Genomic DNA, 18,914 nt, shown 5'->3' with positions numbered 1-18,914 from the left:
CATCGGACGTGATGGCCGGGTTCGCGCGTCAGGTGTGCGCGGATCGGCGTAACCCGGTCACCCTTCGGTGTCTTCCGGCTTGCCACGCGGCGTGGCTTCTGGCTTGGACCACGGCCAGTTCAGTCGGCGGGCGGGCTGCCCTTCGGGGGCGTACTCGTACTTCCAGCGCCGGCTGAGGCTCGGGCGGGCGCCCGGGGTGCGGGGGACTCGGCGGTAGACCAGGACCGTGGGCGGGCCGCCGTGCGGGTCGGGGACCGGGATGCGGTACGTCTTGGGCGGGTGGCCGGTGATGCCCAGGAGCACGGGGAGTACACGGCCGTCCATGGGGCCGCCCTCGAAGGGGGTGTCTTCGCTCTTCACGGCACCAGTGTCAGCCATCCGCCGCCAGCTTCTCGGTCAGGGCGGCGGTCTGGGGATCCCGGACCGCGGTGACCGAGAGGACGGCGACGAACTGTTCGACGAGCCAGTCCCGCAGTTCCTCCACCGGGGGCTGCTTGTCCTCGTCGAGCCAGATGAGGGAGGCCGCCTCGACCGCGGTGATCCACATCCGCACGGTCATGCGGAGGCGTGGGCCGGGGTCGGTGATCTCCAGGTGGCTGAGGATGTGCTCGGCGGCGGCGCGGCGTACCCCGTCCACTATGGCCGTCGTGCGGGACGTCTCCACGACGCTGCCGCCCTGGAGCAGGGCGCTGAAGCCGGTGTCGTGCTCGTCGACGAAGGTGAGATAGCGGTCGAGGGCGCGGGTGAGGCGGGGGAGGAGGGGGCCCTCGCGGGGTTCGTCGAAGCAGTGCTGGAGCTCTTCGGCAGCCGAGCGGAGGGCGGCCTCGTAGAGCTGTTGCTTGCCGCCGGGGAAGTAGCGGTAGACCAGGGGGCGCGAGACGCCGGCCGCCTCCGCCACGTCGTCCAGGTTCACGTCCTCGGGGGTGCGGTGGGCGAAGAGGGTGAGGGCGGCGGTGAGGAGTTGGCTGCGGCGCTCCTCGACGCTCAGGCGGCGGTAGGCGGGGGTGGGTGCCGAGGACGTCATGACCAGCAGGGTATGCCTCCGGCGGTTGGGCGGGGGTGCCTGCGGCGGCCTGCGCGGGTTCGGTGGGGGGTTCGCGCCAGTGCCTGCGGGTGTGTGGTGGGTCGGGGCCGCGCCGAGGGGTGTCCCCTTCCCGCCGTACGCGACTGCCCGTCCGTGGGGGTTCGCCTATGCCAGCAGGCCCGACGACCTCCAGAGCTTGCGGCCCACTCCGCGTAGTACTCCGATGTCGTCCAGGAAGTCCGTCAGGCGCTTCGCGCCCGTCTGCATGACCTCGCGGCGGTGGGCGCTGGCCTTTACCTGGGCCAGGGCTTCTCGCTTGTCCAGGCCTACGTTCGTGTAGACCTCGGGGTTGACGAAGGCGACCGAGAAGACGCGGGCGAACTCGCCGGAGGTGACTCGGGTGAACTCCTGGGACCACTTCGGGGCCGTCACCATCTGGCGGCGCAGTTCCTCACGGGCGTACCGGACGTGGCGGGCCTCCTCGACCACGTGGATGCGGGTGACGCCGCGGATGAGGGGCTGTACCCGCTCGTCGGGGAACGTCAGGCGCTGCATCCAGTCGAGGACCTCCTCGCCGAGGAGGGTGGCGGTGAAGGAGCCGGGGGTGGTGGAGATCGTCTTGAAGAGGCGGCCCAGGTGCTGGTGTGCGCGGCTCACGGGGTACCAGGGGGTGTCGCCGTGGGAGATCAGGCGGGCGAACATCTTGGAGTGGCGGCACTCGTCCTCGATCTCGGTGAGGGCGTAGCGGACGTGTGCGCTTGTCGCCGCCTTGTCGTAGATGTGGCGGACCAGGAGCTGCATCAGGATGATCTCGAACCATATGCCCAGGGAGGCCAGCGCCGCGGCCTCGTGCTGGGAGAGCAGGAGGCGCTGTTCCTCGCTCATGCGTTTCCAGAGCGGGGTGTCGTAGAGCGAGAGCAGTTCCGGGGGCCAGAACCACTTGCCCTCCTCGAAGGGCGCGTCCCAGTCCAGCTCCTTGTCGGGGTCGAAGGAGTGCTTGGCGGAGGAGTCGAGCAGCCGCTGGGCCACCTGCTCCCGGTCCTTGAGCAACCCGAGCGCATCGCGCAGCCCCGCGAGCGCATCGGCTTCCGTCAGCGTCGTCATGCGCTTATGAGACTGCCTGTCAGCAAGGTCGTCAATCCCTTGCGCAAGAGTTGTTGACCCCGCGTCTACTACGTGTGAGCCTGCGGAGCATGCCGACTTACGACCTGTACGCCTCGGATCCGGGAGAACCCCTCTGGCAGGTGCCGGCGACCGGCTCGGCACGTTTCAGCTGGGAGTACGACGACGGCCGCGACCGGCTGCTGGCCCTCTACCAGAAGGGCAAGGACAAGCAGTGGGACGGGCAGAAACGCATTGACTGGGGGATCGAGGTCGATCCGTCCGATCCCCTGGGCACGCCCGACGAGTCCATGTCCCTGTACGGGACCAAGTACTGGGCCAAGCTGACCGAGAAGGACAAGGGCGAGTTGCGCAAGCACTACGCCTCCTGGCAGTTCAGCCAGTTCCTGCACGGTGAGCAGGGCGCGATGGTGTGCGCCGCACGGATCGTGGAGTCGGTGCCGGACCTGGACGCCAAGCTCTACTCGGCGACCCAGGTGATGGACGAGGCCCGGCACGCGGAGATCTACGGGCGGTTCCTGCACGAGAAGATCGGGATGCTGTATCCGATCAACGACAACCTTCAGGCCTTGCTGGGCGACACGCTGCGGGACAGCCGGTGGGACATGCCGTATCTGGGCATGCAGGTGCTCATCGAAGGGCTGGCGCTGGCCGCGTTCGGCATGATCCGGGACACCACCGACAAGCCGCTGCCCAAGCAGATCCTGGCGTACGTCATGCAGGACGAGGCCCGGCACGTGGCCTTCGGGCGGATGGCGCTGCGGGACTACTACCGGCAGCTCAGCGATGCCGAACTCCGTGAGCGGGAGGAGTTCGTCATCGAGGGGTGTTACCTGATGCGCGACCGGCTCCGGGGTGTGGAGGTGCTGACGAACTTCGGCATCCCGACCGCCGAGGCCGAGGAGTTCAGCGAGCAGTCCGAATTCCTCGCCCTGTTCCGCCGGTTGCTGTTCTCCCGCATCGTCCCCTGCGTCAAGGACATCGGGCTGTGGGGGAAGCGCCTCCAGCAGGCCTATGTCGACATGGGCGTGTTCGAGATGGGCGACTCGAATCTGGACCTGCTGATGGCCCAGGACGAGGAGATCGCCGAGCAGCTGGACGCCGAGCGGTTCGCGGTGGAGGAGCGGGCGCGGGTCGCGGAGGTGGCGGAGGCGATCGAGGCGGGCGGCGCTCAGTAGGACGCCGGGCCGAAGTCGGGCGGCGCAAGGACGGCCACCGCCTCGATACCGTCCGCGATCTCGTGCGGCAGCCGCTCCAGCGGCAGTTCGTCCGACTGCACGGTGTCCGGGTCCGTCCCGAAGGTCTCCAGGTACGCGGCCCGTGGCCCGGTCAGCGCGAAACCCGAGGCGATCAGCTCACCCACGTCGAATCCATGGTCCGTGAAGTATGCGCGTACTCGCTCGACGGGTTTCTGCGGGACGAGCAGCACATGGGACGAAAGAGGGTTCAGGGAATTCTGGGTCACGGTTCGTCCAACGGTCGAGAATCATGAGGGCATACGTCTAAATGAGTATGTCCAACGGGTGTGGTTTCCCCTATAGATGAAGGCTGTCCGTCGAAGTTTTCTTTGGCGGGTTCGTCGGAATGTTCATCGGAGTTGGGGGAGAAAATGCCCGATGAGGTCGATTCAAGGCTGCCCGAAATTCTGTTCGCCCAGGCGTCGCCGCGTTCCGTCGGCGGGACCTCGCTGTTCGAGGCGGACGACGTCACCGTCGGACAGGCGGTGGACTACACATCCGAGGACCAGGTCGTGGCGGCCGCCGAGGAACGGCTGACCAGGGCCGGCTTCCGCGTTCTGCAGCGGTCCCCGCAGACCCTCAACATCGCGGGTCCGCCCGCCCTCTACCAGGAGTACTTCGGCACCCGGCTGGTCACGGAGGAACGCGAGGTCGTCAAGCCGGGCGCGCAGGAGACGACCGCCACCTTCATCGACTCGCCGGACACCGACCTGCCCGGGCTGATCTCCACCGCCGGCACACCGGTCGGCGACGTCGTGGAGGGCGTCGCCATCGAGGAGCCGGTGTTCGCGTTCCAGAACGCCACCCCGCCGAAGGTGAATTACTGGCATCTGGAGGTGCCGGACCAGGTGGCGGCACTGCTGGGCGCGAACCGGGCGCACCAGAAGGGAATCAAGGGAAATGGAATCCGGCTGACCATGGTGGACAGCGGCTGGTTCCGGCACCCGTATTTCATCGCCCGGAATCTCAACGGTACGGTCGTGCTCGGCCCGGGTGCGAACAACCCGGCCGCCGACGAAAACGGCCACGGGACCGGGGAATCCGCCAACGCGCTCGCCCTGGCGCCCGGTATCGACTTCTCGATGGTCAAGGCGAACTTCGTCAACATCCTCGGCGCGTTCAACACCGCCGTGGCCCGCACCCCGGCCCCGCAGATCATCAGCAACAGCTGGGGATACGACGTCCCGAACCAGCCGCTGAGCGCCATTCAGCGGGCCCTCGCGTGGTCGGTCGAGCTGGCCGCGGCGAACGGCATCATCGTGGTGTTCTCGGCGGGCAACGGCCACTGGGGCTTCCCCGCCCAGCACCCCGCCGTCATCGCCGCCGGCGGTGTGTACGTCGACCAGGTGGGCAACGCCCGCGCCTCCGACTACGCCAGCGGCTTCGCCAGCCGCGTCTACCCCGGCCGCAACGTCCCCGATCTCAGCGGTCTGGTCGGTCTGCTCCCGCGCGCCGCGTACATCATGCTGCCGGTTCCGGCCGGCTGCGAGATCGACCGGGACCTGGGCAACGGGGCGGCCTTCCCGAACGGTGACGAGACCGCCCCGAACGACGGCTGGGCGGCGTTCAGCGGTACCTCGGCGGCGGCCCCGCAGATCGCCGGCATCTGCGCGCTGATCCGCCAGACCCAGCCGGGCCTGAACCTGCGCGGGATGCGCAACGCCCTGACGCGCACCGCGAAGGACATCACGACCGGCACGTGCAATCCCCGGACGGGCGGCCATGCCGCGCGCCCCGGCTTCGATCTGGCCACCGGCTGGGGCCTGGCCGACGCCCAGGCGGCGGTGCACGCCGCGGTCCCGGCGGCGGGCGGTCCCGCGGCCTACGCGCGGGGTACCGACCGGCACGTCTTCTACCGCGGCGCGGACAACCTCCTGCGCGAGCTGTGGTGGTCCCCGACGACCGGCGGCTGGCGCGTCGGCGACCTGGGCGCGTCGGCACTCGGCATCCCGGCGACGGGCAACCCGGCCGCGTACCTCCTCGGCGACAGTCAGCATGTCGTCTTCCGGGGGACGGACGGCCGTATCCACGAGCTGTGGTGGTCCCCGGCGAGCGGCGGCTGGCGCACACCCGGACTGGACGCCGCCGCCCAGGGTCTCCCGGCGGCGGGCGATCCGCACGGCTATGTCCTGGGCGACAGTCAGCATGTCGTCTTCCGGGGGACGGACAGCCGTGTTCATGAGCTGTGGTGGACGGCGGCCACGGGATGGAGTGTGGGCGGTACGTCGGCGGTGGCGCAGGCGGTTCCGGCGGCGGGCGAGCCGTATGGCTATGTCCTGGGCGACAGTCAGCACATCGTCTACCGGGGGACGGACGGCCGTGTCCACGAGCTGTGGTGGTCCGCGCCGACCGGCTGGCAGCGCGGTGGCCTGGACGCGGTGGCGCAGGGCATCCCGGCGGCCGGCGACCCCCAGGCGTATGTCCTCGGCGACAGCCAGCACGTGGTCTTCCGGGGGACGGACAGCCATGTCCATGAGCTGTGGTGGACGGTGGCCACGGGGTGGCGTGTGGGTGGTACGTCGGCGGTGGCGCAGGCGGTTCCGGCGGCGGGCGAGCCGTTCGGCTACGTGCTGGCGGACACGCAGCACATCGTCTACCGGGGGACGGACGGTCGTATCCACGAGCTGTGGTGGTCCGCGCCGACGGGCTGGCAGCGCGGTGGGCTGGACGCGGTGGCGCAGGGCATCCCGGCGGCCGGCGACCCCCAGGGGTACGTCGTCGGTGACGCCCAGCGCGTCGTCTACCGAGGGGCGGACGGCCTCTTGAACGAGCTGTGCTGGACCGCGGCGCGCGGCTGGTACATCGGAGACCTCTGACCCGCCCGCCCGTGGACCGGGGAGATCTTCCCCGGTCCATGGCCGGAGCTAGACCTCGCAGCCCAGCCCCTCCGGCACCTCCCCCAGCACCGGCTCCGCCCCCTGCGGCGGGAACGACGTGCGCAGGGTGAAGGCGTACGGGGTCGGGCCGTTCGTGCGCAGGTGCAGCAGGCGGGACTCCGCCTCGGCGACCGTCGGGCGGTGGCCCGCCGGCACCCACCACAGGGCCGTCATCGCCTCCTGCACCCGTTCGAACCACTCGCGGCGACGGGCCAGCATCTCGCGGTGGCGGCCCTGGTACATGTACGCGGTCAAGGCGTTCGTGTCCCGCCACATCGTCAGATTGATGATCAGCCACTCGTCGCCGAAGACGCTCACGTCCGTCGCGTCCCCCGAGTCGCCCTTCAGCCGCCATACGTAGCCGTCGGCGGCCTCGGCGTCGGCGTTCACGGGGTCCAGGTTGTCGACGAAGTCCTTCAACTGCGGGGAGTCCAAAGGGGCCTTGAGGCGGGCGATGTTGACCTGGGCGAGTTCGTAGGCGGCTTCCGGATCGGCTGATGTCGTCATGGACCGAACGATAGGTCGGGCGGCGGAGCGGTCCCAGGGGGCGTCTCAGTACGTGGGCACATGTCCCTCTTCACAGTCGGGGCCGTGCGGGGGTGAGTACCTGTCTACGACTGTCTTACGGGCGGGAAACCGTGCCCTGACCGGCCCGCCCGTAGCCTCACGGGGCATGACGGGGAATGTACTGACCACCCTCCGCTCGACCGTCCGCCGCCGCCCGGCCGCTCTTCCCGGCTGGCGCTCCATCCGTGGCCGTATGGCCATAGTGCTGGCCGTTCCCACCTGTCTGCTGCTCGCCCTCATCGGGCTCGGCGTCGCCGACCGTGCCGCCGACTGGTCCGCCGCCCGGGAGACCGAGGCGCATGTGGGGGTGCTGCTGCGCGCACAGGGGCTCGTCCGGGAGGTGCAGCGCGAACGCGGGCTGACCAACGGGCTGTTGGGAGGCGAAGAGGGGTACCGCGACGACGTCGTCGCGCAGCGCGGCCGTACCGACGAGGCACGGGACGCGTTGCGTGCCGCGCTCGACGAGGAGAGCGGGGCGCTGCCCGCTGCCGCGCTCTCCGCCCTGCGCGCCGCCGACGTTCCCCTCGCCGCGCTCACCGCGACCCGCGAGGACGTCGACGCCGGTACCGCCGACCGCGCCGCCACCCTGCGGACGTACACCAAGGCCGTCACCGTCCTCATCGACGCCGAGTCGGCCGGTGCGCCGGACGGTGACCGGCGGATCGCCGAGGGCGTGCAGGCGCTCCAGGCCCTCGCCCGGGCCACGGAGGCCGTCGCGCTCGAACGCGGCTCCCTCAACGGGGTGTTCGCGGCCGGGCGGTTCCGGTCCGGGGAGTACCTCGACTTCACGGAGGTCCGGGCCACCCGGGTGGCCGCGCTGGGGCAGTTCCGGCAACTCGCCGGGGGAGACGAGGAGTCGGCGCTCGACGACGCCTTCGGTACGGCCGCCGCGCGCCGGGTCGCCGCATACGAGGCGCGGGCCGAGCGGGGTGCCGACGGGTCCGTGCTCGCGGTCGCCCCCGGTCGCTGGTGGGCCGACATGACGACCCTCGTCGACGATCTGCACGGTGTGCAGAGGGCGGTGGGGGACGACGTCCGTGGCCGCGCCGCCGAGGCCGGGTCCGCCGCCACGCGGCAGCTGGGTGGGTTCCTCGCCCTCGGGGTGCTGATCCTCGGGGTGGCCGTCGCGCTCGCCGTCTTCTCGGCCCGCTCCATCACCCGGCCGCTCGGCGCCCTCGCCGACGAGGCGGACGCCGTCGCCGGGGGCCGGCTGCCCGAGGCCGTCCGGCGGATCCAGGAGGCCGACCCCGACAGCCCGCCCGTGCCGGAGTCCGAGCGGCCTCAACTGCCCGGTGGGGCACGGGAGATCAGCCGTCTGGCCGCCGCCCTGCGCAACGTCGAGGACACCGCCGTCGGGCTCGCCGCCGAGCAGGCCGTCCTGCGCCGCACCAGCACCGAGTCGCTGGCCAGCCTCGGCCGCCGCAACCAGAGCCTGCTCAACCGGCAGCTCGGCCTGATCACCACCCTGGAGAGCCAGGAGCTCGACCCGGACGCCCTCGCCGAACTCTTCGAACTCGACCACCTCGCCACCCGGATGCGCCGCAACGCCGAGTCGCTCCTCGTGCTCGCCGGTGAGGAGTCGCCGGCCCGGTCCTGGAAGGGCACGGTCGCCGTCGCCGACGTGGTCCGGTCGGCCGTGTCGGAGGTCGAGCAGTACCGGCGGGTGGCCGCCGTCGACATCCAGCAGTGCGGTGTCCGCGGCCACTGCGTCGCCGAACTGTCCCATCTGCTGGCCGAGTTGGTGGAGAACGCGCTGATGTTCAGCCCGCCCAAGCAGCCCGTGGAGGTCTACGGCTGGCGGGACGGCACCGAGTACTGCCTGGCCGTCGTGGACCGGGGGATCGGGATGACCCCGGAGCGCATGGCCGAGTCCAACGCCGTACTGTCCGGCAGGGGCGACGCCCTGCACACCGCCCCGACCCGGTTCCTCGGCCACCATGTCGTCGGCGCCCTCGCCGCCCGCCTCGGCGCCCATGTCGAGCTCCGCCCCACCCAGGGCACGGGCGTCACGGCGTACGTCGCCCTGCCGACCGCCCTGATCCAGGAGCCGAGGTCAACCGCCGTCGCCCGAGGGTGACTTCAGCACCGCCTGCATCACCGCCCGCGCGATCGGCGCCGCGTCCCCACCGCCGCTGATCTCGCCCCGGTCGGCGTCCGCGTCCTCCACCACCACCGCCACCGCCACCTTGGGCTCCAGATCCAGGTCGCCCTGCGCCCAGGAGACGAACCAGGCGTACGGCGTCCCGGAGTTGCCGAGGCCGTGCTGGGCGGTGCCGGTCTTGCCGCCGACCGTCGCGCCCGGGATCCAGGCGCTGCTGCCCGTGCCCTCCCGTACGACGTCCACCATCAGTTCCTTGAGGAGCACGGCGGTCGACGGGCGCATCGCCTGCCGCGCCGGGCCCGAGCCCGCCGTCGACACCGTGGATCCGCCCGCCCGGGTCGTGCGCTCCACCAGATACGGCGACCGCACCTTGCCGCCGTTCGCCACCGCCGCCGCGACCATCGCCATCTGCAGCGGGGTGGCCCGCGTGTTGTACTGGCCGATCGACGACAGGGCGAGCTGGGCCCGGTCCACCTTGGTGTCGAAGGTGGACTCGGAGACCGAGAACGGGATCCGCACGCCCGCGTCGTTGAAGCCGAAGGCCTGCGCCGTCGCCGCCATCCGCTCCACCCCGACCTTGACCCCCAGCTTGGCGAACACCGTGTTGCAGGACCACTCGAACGCCTTGCGCAGCGGGACGTCCCGGCAGCCCTTGGACGCGTTCGTCAGCGAGGTCCTGGTGCCCGGCAGACGGTACGGATCCGGGGACTTCGTCCGCTTGTCCAGGTCCTCGACCACGCCCGCGTCCAGGGCCGCCGCCGCGGTCACCACCTTGAAGGTCGAACCCGGCGGATAGGTCTTGCGCACCGCCCGGTTGAGCATCGGCTTGTCCGGATCGCGGTTCAGCGACTTCCAGGACCTTGGCACCGCCGAGCCGTTCCCGGACAGCACCGACGGGTCGTACGACGGGCCGGAGACGAGGGCCAGGATCCGCCCGGTGGCCGGCTCCAGGGCGGCGACCGCGCCCTTGCGTCCGGCCAGCGCCTCGAACGCCGCCTCCTGCGCGCCGGGGTGCAGGGTGGTGACGACGTCGCCGCCGGGGTTGCGGTCGCGGGTGGTGGCGCCCTTCCACAGCGGGAACGGCGACAGCAGCGGGTTCGTGCCCGCCAGGACGCCGTCCTCGGAGTGCTCCAGGAACGTCGTGCCGTACACCTGCGAGGCGAAGCCGGTGACGGGGGCGTACATCGGGCCGTTGGTGTACGTGCGCTCGTAGCGGAGGTGTTCGCCGGTGTCGTGGGAGCCGGTGACCGGTTCGCCGCCGACCAGGATGTCGCCGCGCGGCTGCCCGTACCGGGAGATCGTGGGGCGGCGGTTGGCGATGTTGTCGTCGTAGGACGGCGCCTCGAAGACCTGGATGCGGGTGGCGTTCACCAGCAGCGCGGCCAGCAGCAGGGCGCAGAAGAAGGCGGCGTGCCGGATGTGCCGGGTCATCGGACCGCCTCCGTACGGGCGTCGCGTTCCGTCGCCACGGCGGCCTCCTCGCCCTTGGGAACGCCGAGCCGACTGCGCGACTTGTCGCTCAGCCGGATCAGCAGCGCCACGATCGCCCAGTTGGTCACCACCGACGAGCCGCCCTGCGCCAGGAACGGCATCGCCATGCCGGTCAGCGGGATCAGGCCCGTCACCCCGCCCGCGATCACGAACACCTGGAGCGCCACGATCGAGGCCAGCCCGACCGCGAGCAGCCGGCCGAAGGGGTCGCGCAGGGCGAGGCCCGCCCGGTAGCCGCGCTCCACCAGCAGGCCGTAGAGGAGGAAGATCGCCGACAGGCCCGCCAGACCCAGCTCCTCCCCGGCCGTCGCCAGGATGAAGTCCGACTTGACCGCGAAGCCGATCAGGATCGAGTGGCCGAGGCCAAGGCCGCTGCCGAGGATGCCGCCCGCCGCGAAGGCGAACAGCGACTGGGACAGCTGGTTGGGGCCCTCGCCCGCCTCGATCGACGCGAACGGGTGCTGCCAGTCCTCGACCCTGCTGTGCACATGCGGCTCCAACTGCCCGACGGCCACCGCGCCGAGCGCCGCGAGCAGCAGGCCGAGCGCGATCCAGCCGGTGCGGCCGGTGGCGACGTACAGCAGCACCACGAACAGGCCGAAGAACAGCAGCGAGGTGCCCAGATCCCGTTCGAGGACCAGCACACCCACGCTCAGCAGCCAGATGGCGACGATCGGACCCAGGACGCGCCCGGTCGGCAGTTGCAGCCGCTCGACCCCTAAGACCCGACGGCCCGTGTAGGCCAGCGCACTGCGGTTGGCGGCCAGATACGCCGCGAAGAACACCGCGAGCAGCACCTTCGCGAACTCGCCGGGCTGGATGGAGAATCCGGCGATCCGGATCCAGATGCGGGCGCCGTTCACGGACGGGAAGAAGATCGGCAGGGTGAGCAGCATGAGAGCGGCGACGACACAGACGTAGGCGTAGCGCTGGAGCACGCGATGGTCGCGCAGCAGGAGGACGACCATGATGAACAGCGCCACCCCCAGCGTGGACCACACGAGTTGGGTGGGCGCCGCCAGGTCGTCCGGCGTCTCCAGGTCGAGCCGGTAGATCAGGACCAGGCCGAGGCCGTTGAGCAGCACACCGATCGGCAGCAGCAGCGGGTCGGCGCAGGGGGCGCGCAGCCGCACGGCCAGATGCGCGACCAACGCGAGTACGCCGAGTCCGGCGCCGTAACCGGCGGCGCCGGGCGGGACGGTGCCGAGTTTGGCGAGGCCGACCGCGCAGTAGCCGTACACGGAGAGCAGGACGGCCACGACGATGAGGGCCAGTTCGATGCCACGGCGCCGGGGGAGAGGCACGGCGGGAGCGGGGGCGTCCGCTGCCACCAGGGTGGTTCCGGCCTTGGTCATGTCCGGAACCTACCCAATAGTGCGTCTTATGTGCCTTATGGCGCTCAGCACCAGCGCGGCGCGGACCCGAGCTCGCAGCCGCCCCGCACCGACGGGACCGCTATCGCAGCGTCAGCTCGGCCACGGCCCCGCCATCAGCCGCATTGGAGAACGCCAGCCGCGCCCCCAGGACCTCCGCCTGCCCCAACGCGATGGTCAGCCCCAGCCCATGCCCCTTGGCCCCGCCCTCCGTACGAAACCGCTGAGGCCCATGCGCGACGAGATACCCCGGATAGCCCACACCGTGATCCCGCACAGTCACCACGGGCCCGTCCACCGTCAGCACCACGGGCCCACGCCCGTGCTTGTGCGCATTCGCCACCAAGTTCCCCAGCACCCGCTCCAACCGCCGCCGATCCGTCTCCACCACGACATCCCGCACGACAACGACCTCGGCCTCGGTCCCGGACGCCCGAACCACCCGCTCGGCCAGCGCGGCGAGCGGCTCGGTGTCCAGCTCCACCCGCTCCCGCCCGGTGTCCAGCCGCGAGATCTCCAGCAGGTCCTCGGTCAGTGTCCGCAACGCGGCCACCCGGTCCCGCACCAACTCCGTCGGCCGCCCGGGCGGCAGCAGTTCGGCCGCCGCGTGCAACCCCGTCAACGGCGTCCGCAGCTCATGCGCCACGTCCGCCGTGAACCGCTGCTCGGACAGCAGCTTGCTCTGCAGCGACGACGCCATGGAGTCCAGCGCCGCGGCGACCGCGGCCACCTCGTCCTGCGGCCGGCTCGGATCCTGCGTACGGGGATCATCGACCCGCGCGTCCAGGTCGCCCCCGCTGATCCGCCGGGCCACCTGGGCGGTGGTGTGCAGCCGTCGCGTCACCCGCGTCACCGCGAACGCGCCCACCAGCAGCGTCGCCCCGATCGCCAGCCCCGAGGACCACAGGATCGCCCGGTCCAGGCCGTCGATGGTGCGGGTCTGCTGCGAGTAGTCGACCTCGACCGCGAGCACCCGCTCGCTGTCGACCGGCCCCGCCGCCCACATCGTGGGCCGCCCCTCGTGCTCGGCGACCATCGTGCCGCGTTCCCCGGCCACCGCCAGCGCCCGCAGCTGCTCGGGCAGCCCCGGCGGATCGAGGGCGACGCTATGCCCGAGGGTGTCCCCGGCCTCGAACGCCTCGGTCGCGTCCGCCAGCCGGGACAGGGCACGGTCGCGGGCCTCGCCGACGGTCTGGTTGGTCACCGAGACGTGCACGAGGATGCCGAGCAGCGCGGCGAGCGCACAGCACATCACCGTGATGAAGACGGCGGCCTTCACGGCGAGGGTGCCGGCCCACTGGGGGAGCGCGAGCCTCATGGCGTGCTCGCAGCGGACGGGGACGAGGCGGACCGCGAGGGCGACACGGAGGACGAGGGGGAGGGCGACGGGGAGCGGCCCGACGGCGAGGGGTGCGGTGTCTTCGTGGTCTTCGTGTGCGGACCGGTGCGCAGCATCTCGTCGTGGGTGAGCAGCATCGCCTTCTGGTCGGCGTCCCACGTCCACTGGAGCCGGTACTCGTACCCGGCGACCTCCGACGGCGAGCGGATGATCACCGACCGTCCGGCCAGTTCGACGCCGCTGACGGCGTCGTCCCACCCCATCACCTGCACGAGCCTGCGCTTCTCGACGGTATAGACGCGCACCGCGGTCGTCCTGCCGGGCATCAGCCGGAAGCCCACCGTCATCTCGGGGTGCCCGTCGCCGGTCAGGTCCCGGTAGTACGGCTGGAGCACCGGGCACCTGCCGCGCCCGGCTCCCTTGCCGCACTCGGCCATCAGCCGGCCGGTCTGCTTGTACGTCCCGTTGTCGCCGTCGTAGTCCCCCGGGCTCTGGGCGATCTCCTTGCGGACGACCGCCACCGGATCCACGTCGAGGATGTCGTTCCCGGGGACGGTGACGCCCTTGACGACCTCCCGGTTCACCTCGCCGATCTCATACGCCGGCCTGGACGCCGGCGTCAGCTCCGGCCACAGCTTGTCCGGGCTCACCGCGGTCTCGGTCGGGCCCGCGCCCTGGAGTCCCCCGGCGTCACCGCAGGCCGTGGCGACCGCCAGCACCAGTGCGACAAGGGCACTACGCGCGGCGAAGCGCGTGGGGCGGTTGCGGGGCACGGTTCTCCTGGTGCTGGTGCTGGTGCTGGTGCTGGTGGTCGGCCCGTACACACTATTCGTACGGAAGTCCTTTTTGCGCACTCGGTGGGCGGACGGGCGACACGGCTACTCGGCGAGTTCCTCCAGGAGACGGGCGGTCGACAGACCGGCCCGGAGGTACTCGACGAACAGCTCGTTGTGCAGCGCCCACGGAGAGCGGCGGGAGCGTATCAGCCGGATCGCCCGCTCGACGGAGTGGTTCCGACGGATCAGGGCGTGGGCCACGACCAGCCCCGAGCGGTTGTACCCGTGGTAACAACGGACGAGGACCCTTCGGCCCTCGTCCAGTGCCTCGCACGCCGCCTCGGCCAGCCGTATCACCCCCGCGAGCTGGGTACCGTCCAGCGGCCCGTCGGGAATGGGCCACACATGATGCTCGACGCCGGGATCGGGCCCGTGGCCGGGCAGCCGCAGCAGAGTCTGCACGAGATCGAACTCGTCCTGTACGACGGCGAACTCCAGTTGTCCCGCACGCCCCCGGAACTCGTGACCGCCCATCCACAGGCCGGGCACGATCTCGCTCCACGGGCTGTCCGGAGCCGGTACGTCGGGTTGCTTCCTGCGGGTACGCAACGGCGCCTCCCCAACCACCCCTCCCGGGGGGTCTGCCCAACTCCTCTCAAAGGTAACCAGGTTCTTGCCCGCGCAGCACCCTGCCTGTTCCCATGGTCAGTGGGGTGATGGTGCATGAGCGGACTGCGCGTCATACCGACCTGGCGGCAGGGCCAGGAACGGCTCTACGTCTGCCTCCGGGACGGGCGGAACATCGCCTGGTACGACCGTGAGGCGGCCCGGATCAACCTGCTCAGCGAGGACCGCAGGGAGGATGTGCTGGAGGTGCTCGGCCCCTTCGTCACCGGCCCGGTGACCGTGGGCCCGCCGCCGGTCCCCACCCCGGCCGAACTGGCCCGGCTGACCCTCCACCCGGACGACGACCTCGCGCCGAACCGTCCCGGCGAGGCGCTCCTGGTGGCCCTGGACCGGGATCCCGGCCCCACGCACCGGCTGCGGCGTCCCGATCCGCGCCGGCGTGCGCTGACCGCCGAGCAGACGGTCGGCGAGGCCCTGGACCGGCTCGACGGCGCCGGGTGGCACGCGCTGCACTCCATCCCGCTGCCCGGCGGTGACCGCATCCACCACCTGGTGATCGGGCCCGGCGGGCTCTTCGCGCTGCACGTCCTGTACGCCCGTAAGCAGAAGGTGACGATCGCCGACCCGATGGTCTCCCTCGGCCGCCGCGAACCGCACCCCCTCCTGCGCCGCGTCCGTGCCGACGCGGACCGGGCCTCCTATGCCCTGACCGCCGAGGTCCACCCGGTCCTCGCCCTGGTCGCACCCTCCGACGTGGCGATCCCGGGGCCGGTGCGGGAGGTACGGGTGCTGCGGGATACGGAGGTGGAGGGGCTGGCTCGGCTGGGCGGGGTGCTGAAACCGGCGGATGTGGAGGCGCTGCATGCGATGGCAAGGGACCGGAGGATCTGGAACGCCGGCTAGCTCCAGCCCGTCCGGCGTTTGAGGACGAGGCCCTCTCGGGGCCGACGGGGGTCCGGGGGGCGGAGCCCCCTGGCGGGGTCGAAGGGGCGGAGCCCCTTCTGGGGGTCCCCCCTCTGGGGGAGGGACGGGTAGGCGCGGCGGGGGCGAGGAAACTCACGGCAACGGACCCGCCCGCCCCGCGTCCAGCAGCGGGGCGAGCAAATCGCCGTAGTCCTGTAGCCGCGGCGCCAGATCCGGCGCCAGGAAGGTCAGGCCGGCGGGGGCCCGGCAGTCCTCCACCTCCTCCCACGTCACCGGCGCGGAAACCGTCGGCTCAGCCCGCGCCCGCAGGGTGTACGGCGTCGCCGTCGTCTTACGGGCGGCATTCTGGCTCCAGTCGACGAACACCTTGCCGGGCCGCAGGCTCTTCGTCATCCGGTGGATCGCGAGCCGGGGCATGGCCTTCTCGGCCTCCACGGCGAGTTCCTTGGCGTACTCGGAAGCCTGCTCGGACGGGGCGGGCCGGATCGCCGCGGTGAGATGCAACCCCTTCGAACCGGAGGTCTTGGCGTACGCCTCGATGCCGTCGGCGGCCAGCCGTTCCCGCAGCCAGAGGGCCACCTCGCAGCACTCGACGACGGTCGCTGGTGAGCCGGGGTCGAGGTCGAAGACCAGCCGGTCGGCCTCGCCGGGCGCGTCGATCACCCACTGGGGCGTATGGAACTCGGTGACGAGGTTGGCGGCCCACATCAGGCTCGCGAGGTCCTGCACGAACACCATGCGCGCCGGCCCCTCGACGCGGGGCACTTCCGCGGTGGTGACCCACTCGGGGGTGCCCGGCGGGACGTTCTTGGTGAAGAACACCTGGCCGTCCGGCCCGTCCGGGTAGCGGAGGAAGGACACCGGCCGATCCCGCAGGTGCGGCAGCAGGACGTCGGCGGTGGTGGCGTAGTAGTGCAGCACCTCGCCCTTGGTGAAGCCGGTCGCCGGATACAGCACCTTCTCCAGGTTGCTGAGCGCGAGCCGTCGCCCCTCCACCTCTGTGATCGGCGTCATACCATGAGAATTCCAGAATTTATGGTGCATGTCCGGGCTAACTGCGTGAACCGATCGAAAGGGTGCTGCACGTGCGATCCATATGGAACGGCGCCATCTCGTTCGGCCTGGTCAGCATCCCGATCAAGGTGGTGAACGCGACCGAGAGCCACTCGATCTCCTTCCGCCAGATCCACCTGGAGGACGGCGGCCGCATTCGCTACCGCAAGGTCTGCGAGCTGGACGACCGTGAGGTCGGCCAGTCGGAGATCGGCAAGGGGTACGAGGACGCGGACGGCACGATCATCCCGATCACGGACGAGGACCTTGCCCACCTGCCGCTCCCGACCGCGAAGACGATCGAGATCGTGGCGTTCGTGCCGGCCGACCGGATCGACCCGCTCCACATGGACAGCGCGTACTACCTCGCCGTGGGCGGGGCGCCGGCGGCGAAGCCGTACACCCTGCTGCGGGAGGCGCTGAAGCGCAGCCAGAAGGTGGCGATCGCGAAGTTCGCGCTCCGGGGCCGTGAGCGGCTCGGCATGCTGCGGGTGGTCGGTGACGCCATCGCCATGCACGGTCTGCTGTGGCCGGACGAGGTGCGCGAGCCCGAGGGCGTCGCCCCGGACACGAAGGTCACGGTGAACGACAAGGAACTGGACCTCGCGGACGCCCTGATGGACACCCTCGGCGAGGTCGACCTCGCCGAATTGCACGACGAGTACCGCGAGGCCGTGGAGGAGGTCGTCGCAGCGAAGGCCGCCGGAGAGGCGCCGCCGGAGGCTCCCGAACCGGCGCGGGGCGGCAAGGTCCTCGACCTGATGGCGGCCCTGGAGAACAGCGTTCGGGCGGCCAAGGAGTCGCGTGGCGAGGAGCCGGCCGGGGAGGCGGCGGGGAAGGCGGAGGGTGAGGTCAGACGCCTGCCCCAGCGCAAGTCGGCCAGGGCGGCCCCCAAGCAGGCGGCCGGCAAGAAGTCGACGGCGGCCAAGAAGACGGCGGCGAAGAAGACGGCGTCCGCGGCCAAGAAGTCGACCTCGAAGACGGCTCAGGGAGCGAAGAAGACGACAGCGAAAAGCACAGCGAAGAGCGCCGCGAAGAAGACCCCGGCCAAGAAGGCGACCTCGCGCAAGCGCACGGCGTGACGGGCGGCGCCCGGAGCCCGGGGCGGCCCGCCCCTCAACGCCGTTGTTGCCCTGGCACCCGCCGCAACGCCAGCACCGCGTTGTGCCCCCCGAACCCGAACGAGTTGCTGAGCACCAGATCCCCGTCCTCGGGCAACGCCCGGGGCGCCCCCCTCACCACATCCAGGTCGATGGCGTCATCGACCTCCCCGCACCCCACGGTCGGCGGCACCACCCCGTGGTGCAGCGTCAGTGCGGCGGCGACCGCCTCGACTCCGCCAGCGGCTCCCTGCAGATGCCCCAGGTGTCCCTTGAGCGCGGTGACCGGGACGGACCGTCGGCCGAGCACCGCCCGCAGCGCGCCCGCCTCCGCGAGGTCGCCCTCGATCGTCGCCGTGGCATGTGCGTTCACGTGGATGACGGCACCGGCATCGCTCCCGGCGTCCCGCAGGGCCCGGCGCACGGCGAGGGCGATGCCGTTGCCGGACGGGTCGGGGGCGGCCATGTGGTGGGCGTCGGCGGACAGGCCCCACCCGGCGGCCTCGCAGTAGATCCGTGCCCCGCGCGCCCGGGCGTGCTCCTCGGCCTCCAGTACGAGGATCCCGGCACCCTCTCCGTTGACGAAGCCGCCCCGGTCCTTGGCGAAGGGACGGGAGGGCGAACCGTCGGCGAGATCGCTGTCGGCCAGCGCCCGCATCGCGGCGAAGGACGCCATGATCGCCGGCGTGACGACCGCTTCGGCGCCGCCCGCCAGCGCGATGTCGACGCGCCCGTACCGTATGCGGTCGATCGCCTGCCCTATGGCCTCGGTCCCCGACGCGCACGCACTCGTCACGGTCCGGGCCTCCCCGGTGATGTGCAGATCCAGCGAGACCTGGGAGGCGGCCTGGGAGGGCACGGTCATGGGAGTGGTGAGCGGCGAGACCGCACGCGGCCCCTTCTCCCGCAACCTCCGGTCCCCGCCCACCAGCACGGACGCGTCCCCGAGGATGGCCCCCAGGCTCACCCCCACCCGCGCCGGATCGACCCCGCTCTCTCGCGTACCGCCCTCGGCGAACCCGGCGTCGGCCCACGCCTCCCGGGCGGCCAGCACCCCTAACTGCGCCGCCCGGTTCATCCGTCGCGCCCATGGCCGGGGCAGCAGCCGAGCGGGATCCACGGGTACGACCCCCGCGATCCGCACCGGCAGCCCCTCGAACTCCTCGCCCGCCAACTCCCGTATCCCGTGCCGCCCGTCGAGCAGCCCCTGCCACAACTCCCGGCACCCCACCCCGAGTGGTGTGAGCGCCCCGAGTCCGGTGACGACGACCTTGCGGGGCGTGGACTCGGCGGACTCGCTCAT

The 18,914-nt window shown here is 71.4% G+C and carries 16 protein-coding genes and 1 pseudogene; 5 read left to right on the top strand and 12 right to left on the bottom strand.

All coding sequences use genetic code 11. The features are described 5' to 3' along the window. Positions 1-57: 57 nt before the first annotated feature. From BLU79_RS17080 to BLU79_RS17070, 3 genes are all read right to left on the bottom strand, one after another. A complete protein-coding gene (locus BLU79_RS17080; RefSeq protein WP_177001050.1) occupies positions 58-378 on the bottom strand; it encodes a hypothetical protein in 321 nt (106 codons plus the stop codon). Next, on the bottom strand, positions 371-1,024 hold the full coding sequence (locus BLU79_RS17075; protein ID WP_093906639.1) for a TetR/AcrR family transcriptional regulator: 654 nt from the start codon (positions 1,022-1,024) through the stop codon (positions 371-373). Before BLU79_RS17075 ends, BLU79_RS17080 begins: the two co-directional genes overlap by 8 nt. A gap of 165 nt (positions 1,025-1,189) precedes the next feature. Continuing rightward, positions 1,190-2,128, bottom strand: coding sequence for an AurF N-oxygenase family protein (locus tag BLU79_RS17070; protein ID WP_093906638.1), 939 nt, complete (start codon positions 2,126-2,128; stop codon positions 1,190-1,192). Positions 2,129-2,217: 89 nt separating this feature from the next. On the opposite strand from BLU79_RS17070, the gene BLU79_RS17065 reads away from it, so the two are divergent. Continuing rightward, entirely contained in the window at positions 2,218-3,324 is a 1,107-nt protein-coding gene (locus BLU79_RS17065) for a ferritin-like domain-containing protein (protein ID WP_093906637.1), read from the top strand. Here the strand turns inward: BLU79_RS17065 and BLU79_RS17060 are convergent. Then, on the bottom strand, positions 3,318-3,611 hold the full coding sequence (locus tag BLU79_RS17060) for a hypothetical protein (protein WP_143052503.1): 294 nt from the start codon (positions 3,609-3,611) through the stop codon (positions 3,318-3,320). The two genes, BLU79_RS17065 and BLU79_RS17060, sit on opposite strands and share 7 nt — an antisense overlap. A 144-nt stretch (positions 3,612-3,755) precedes the next feature. Here BLU79_RS17060 and BLU79_RS17055 point away from each other — a divergent pair, with 144 nt between their 5' ends. Continuing rightward, entirely contained in the window at positions 3,756-6,200 is a 2,445-nt protein-coding gene (locus BLU79_RS17055; RefSeq protein ID WP_093906635.1) for a S8 family serine peptidase, read from the top strand. A gap of 48 nt (positions 6,201-6,248) precedes the next feature. Here the strand turns inward: BLU79_RS17055 and BLU79_RS17050 are convergent, their stop codons facing one another. After that, positions 6,249-6,767, bottom strand: coding sequence for a DUF3291 domain-containing protein (locus tag BLU79_RS17050; RefSeq protein WP_093906634.1), 519 nt, complete (start codon positions 6,765-6,767; stop codon positions 6,249-6,251). Between the two features lie 166 nt (positions 6,768-6,933). On the opposite strand from BLU79_RS17050, the gene BLU79_RS17045 reads away from it, so the two are divergent. After that, entirely contained in the window at positions 6,934-8,904 is a 1,971-nt protein-coding gene (locus BLU79_RS17045; protein ID WP_177001049.1) for a sensor histidine kinase, read from the top strand. Here the strand turns inward: BLU79_RS17045 and BLU79_RS17040 are convergent. The 5 genes from BLU79_RS17040 to BLU79_RS17020 form a co-directional block, all read right to left on the bottom strand. Next, positions 8,881-10,359 (bottom strand): penicillin-binding transpeptidase domain-containing protein, encoded by a 1,479-nt coding sequence (locus BLU79_RS17040; protein ID WP_093906632.1) that lies wholly within the window; start codon positions 10,357-10,359, stop codon positions 8,881-8,883. The genes BLU79_RS17045 and BLU79_RS17040 overlap by 24 nt on opposite strands. Then, entirely contained in the window at positions 10,356-11,774 is a 1,419-nt protein-coding gene (locus BLU79_RS17035; protein ID WP_093906631.1) for an FtsW/RodA/SpoVE family cell cycle protein, read from the bottom strand. The genes BLU79_RS17040 and BLU79_RS17035 overlap by 4 nt, the downstream gene beginning before the upstream one ends. A 100-nt stretch (positions 11,775-11,874) precedes the next feature. After that, entirely contained in the window at positions 11,875-13,110 is a 1,236-nt protein-coding gene (locus BLU79_RS17030) for a sensor histidine kinase (RefSeq protein WP_093906630.1), read from the bottom strand. Beyond that, positions 13,107-13,904: a hypothetical protein gene (locus BLU79_RS17025; RefSeq protein WP_093906932.1), complete on the bottom strand. Its 798-nt coding sequence runs from the start codon at positions 13,902-13,904 to the stop codon at positions 13,107-13,109. Before BLU79_RS17025 ends, BLU79_RS17030 begins: the two co-directional genes overlap by 4 nt. A gap of 105 nt (positions 13,905-14,009) precedes the next feature. Next, positions 14,010-14,516, bottom strand: a complete 507-nt coding sequence (locus BLU79_RS17020) for a protein-tyrosine phosphatase family protein (RefSeq protein ID WP_093906629.1) — start codon at positions 14,514-14,516, stop codon at positions 14,010-14,012. Between the two features lie 114 nt (positions 14,517-14,630). Between BLU79_RS17020 and BLU79_RS17015 the strand changes: the two genes are divergently transcribed. Beyond that, the gene (locus tag BLU79_RS17015) at positions 14,631-15,437 is read left to right on the top strand and encodes a nuclease-related domain-containing protein (protein WP_093906628.1); all 807 of its coding nucleotides are present in this window, start codon (positions 14,631-14,633) and stop codon (positions 15,435-15,437) included. Between the two features lie 153 nt (positions 15,438-15,590). On the opposite strand, the gene ligD is transcribed toward BLU79_RS17015, so the two are convergent. Then, positions 15,591-16,472, bottom strand: coding sequence for a non-homologous end-joining DNA ligase (gene ligD / locus BLU79_RS17010; protein ID WP_093906627.1), 882 nt, complete (start codon positions 16,470-16,472; stop codon positions 15,591-15,593). Positions 16,473-16,534: 62 nt separating this feature from the next. Between ligD and BLU79_RS17005 the strand changes: the two genes are divergently transcribed. Next, positions 16,535-17,593, top strand: coding sequence for a non-homologous end joining protein Ku (locus BLU79_RS17005; RefSeq protein ID WP_093906626.1), 1,059 nt, complete (start codon positions 16,535-16,537; stop codon positions 17,591-17,593). 34 nt (positions 17,594-17,627) lie between these two features. On the opposite strand, the pseudogene BLU79_RS17000 reads toward BLU79_RS17005, so the two are convergent. Next, a pseudogene (locus tag BLU79_RS17000) lies at positions 17,628-18,890 on the bottom strand (beta-ketoacyl synthase); the annotation flags it as partial. Positions 18,891-18,914 lie beyond the last annotated feature (24 nt).

The organism is Streptomyces sp. cf386 (genome assembly GCF_900103585.1).
Classification (GTDB): domain Bacteria; phylum Actinomycetota; class Actinomycetes; order Streptomycetales; family Streptomycetaceae; genus Streptomyces.
The sequence above is the reverse complement of the archived record's forward strand: the minus strand, read 5'-3'. Positions and strand labels throughout refer to the sequence as shown.

Excerpts from the sequence above, each read along its gene's own strand:
- BLU79_RS17035 (WP_093906631.1), bottom strand. The coding sequence starts at position 11,774 with ATGACCAAGGCCGGAACCACCCTGGTGGCAGCGGACGCCCCCGCTCCC.
- BLU79_RS17065 (WP_093906637.1), top strand. The coding sequence starts at position 2,218 with ATGCCGACTTACGACCTGTACGCCTCGGATCCGGGAGAACCCCTCTGG.
- BLU79_RS17070 (WP_093906638.1), bottom strand. The coding sequence starts at position 2,128 with ATGACGACGCTGACGGAAGCCGATGCGCTCGCGGGGCTGCGCGATGCG.
- BLU79_RS17080 (WP_177001050.1), bottom strand. The coding sequence starts at position 378 with ATGGCTGACACTGGTGCCGTGAAGAGCGAAGACACCCCCTTCGAGGGC.
- BLU79_RS17040 (WP_093906632.1), bottom strand. The coding sequence starts at position 10,359 with ATGACCCGGCACATCCGGCACGCCGCCTTCTTCTGCGCCCTGCTGCTG.
- BLU79_RS17045 (WP_177001049.1), top strand. The coding sequence starts at position 6,934 with ATGACGGGGAATGTACTGACCACCCTCCGCTCGACCGTCCGCCGCCGC.
- BLU79_RS17055 (WP_093906635.1), top strand. The coding sequence starts at position 3,756 with ATGCCCGATGAGGTCGATTCAAGGCTGCCCGAAATTCTGTTCGCCCAG.
- ligD (WP_093906627.1), bottom strand. The coding sequence starts at position 16,472 with ATGACGCCGATCACAGAGGTGGAGGGGCGACGGCTCGCGCTCAGCAAC.
- BLU79_RS17030 (WP_093906630.1), bottom strand. The coding sequence starts at position 13,110 with ATGAGGCTCGCGCTCCCCCAGTGGGCCGGCACCCTCGCCGTGAAGGCC.
- BLU79_RS17050 (WP_093906634.1), bottom strand. The coding sequence starts at position 6,767 with ATGACGACATCAGCCGATCCGGAAGCCGCCTACGAACTCGCCCAGGTC.
- BLU79_RS17075 (WP_093906639.1), bottom strand. The coding sequence starts at position 1,024 with ATGACGTCCTCGGCACCCACCCCCGCCTACCGCCGCCTGAGCGTCGAG.
- BLU79_RS17015 (WP_093906628.1), top strand. The coding sequence starts at position 14,631 with ATGAGCGGACTGCGCGTCATACCGACCTGGCGGCAGGGCCAGGAACGG.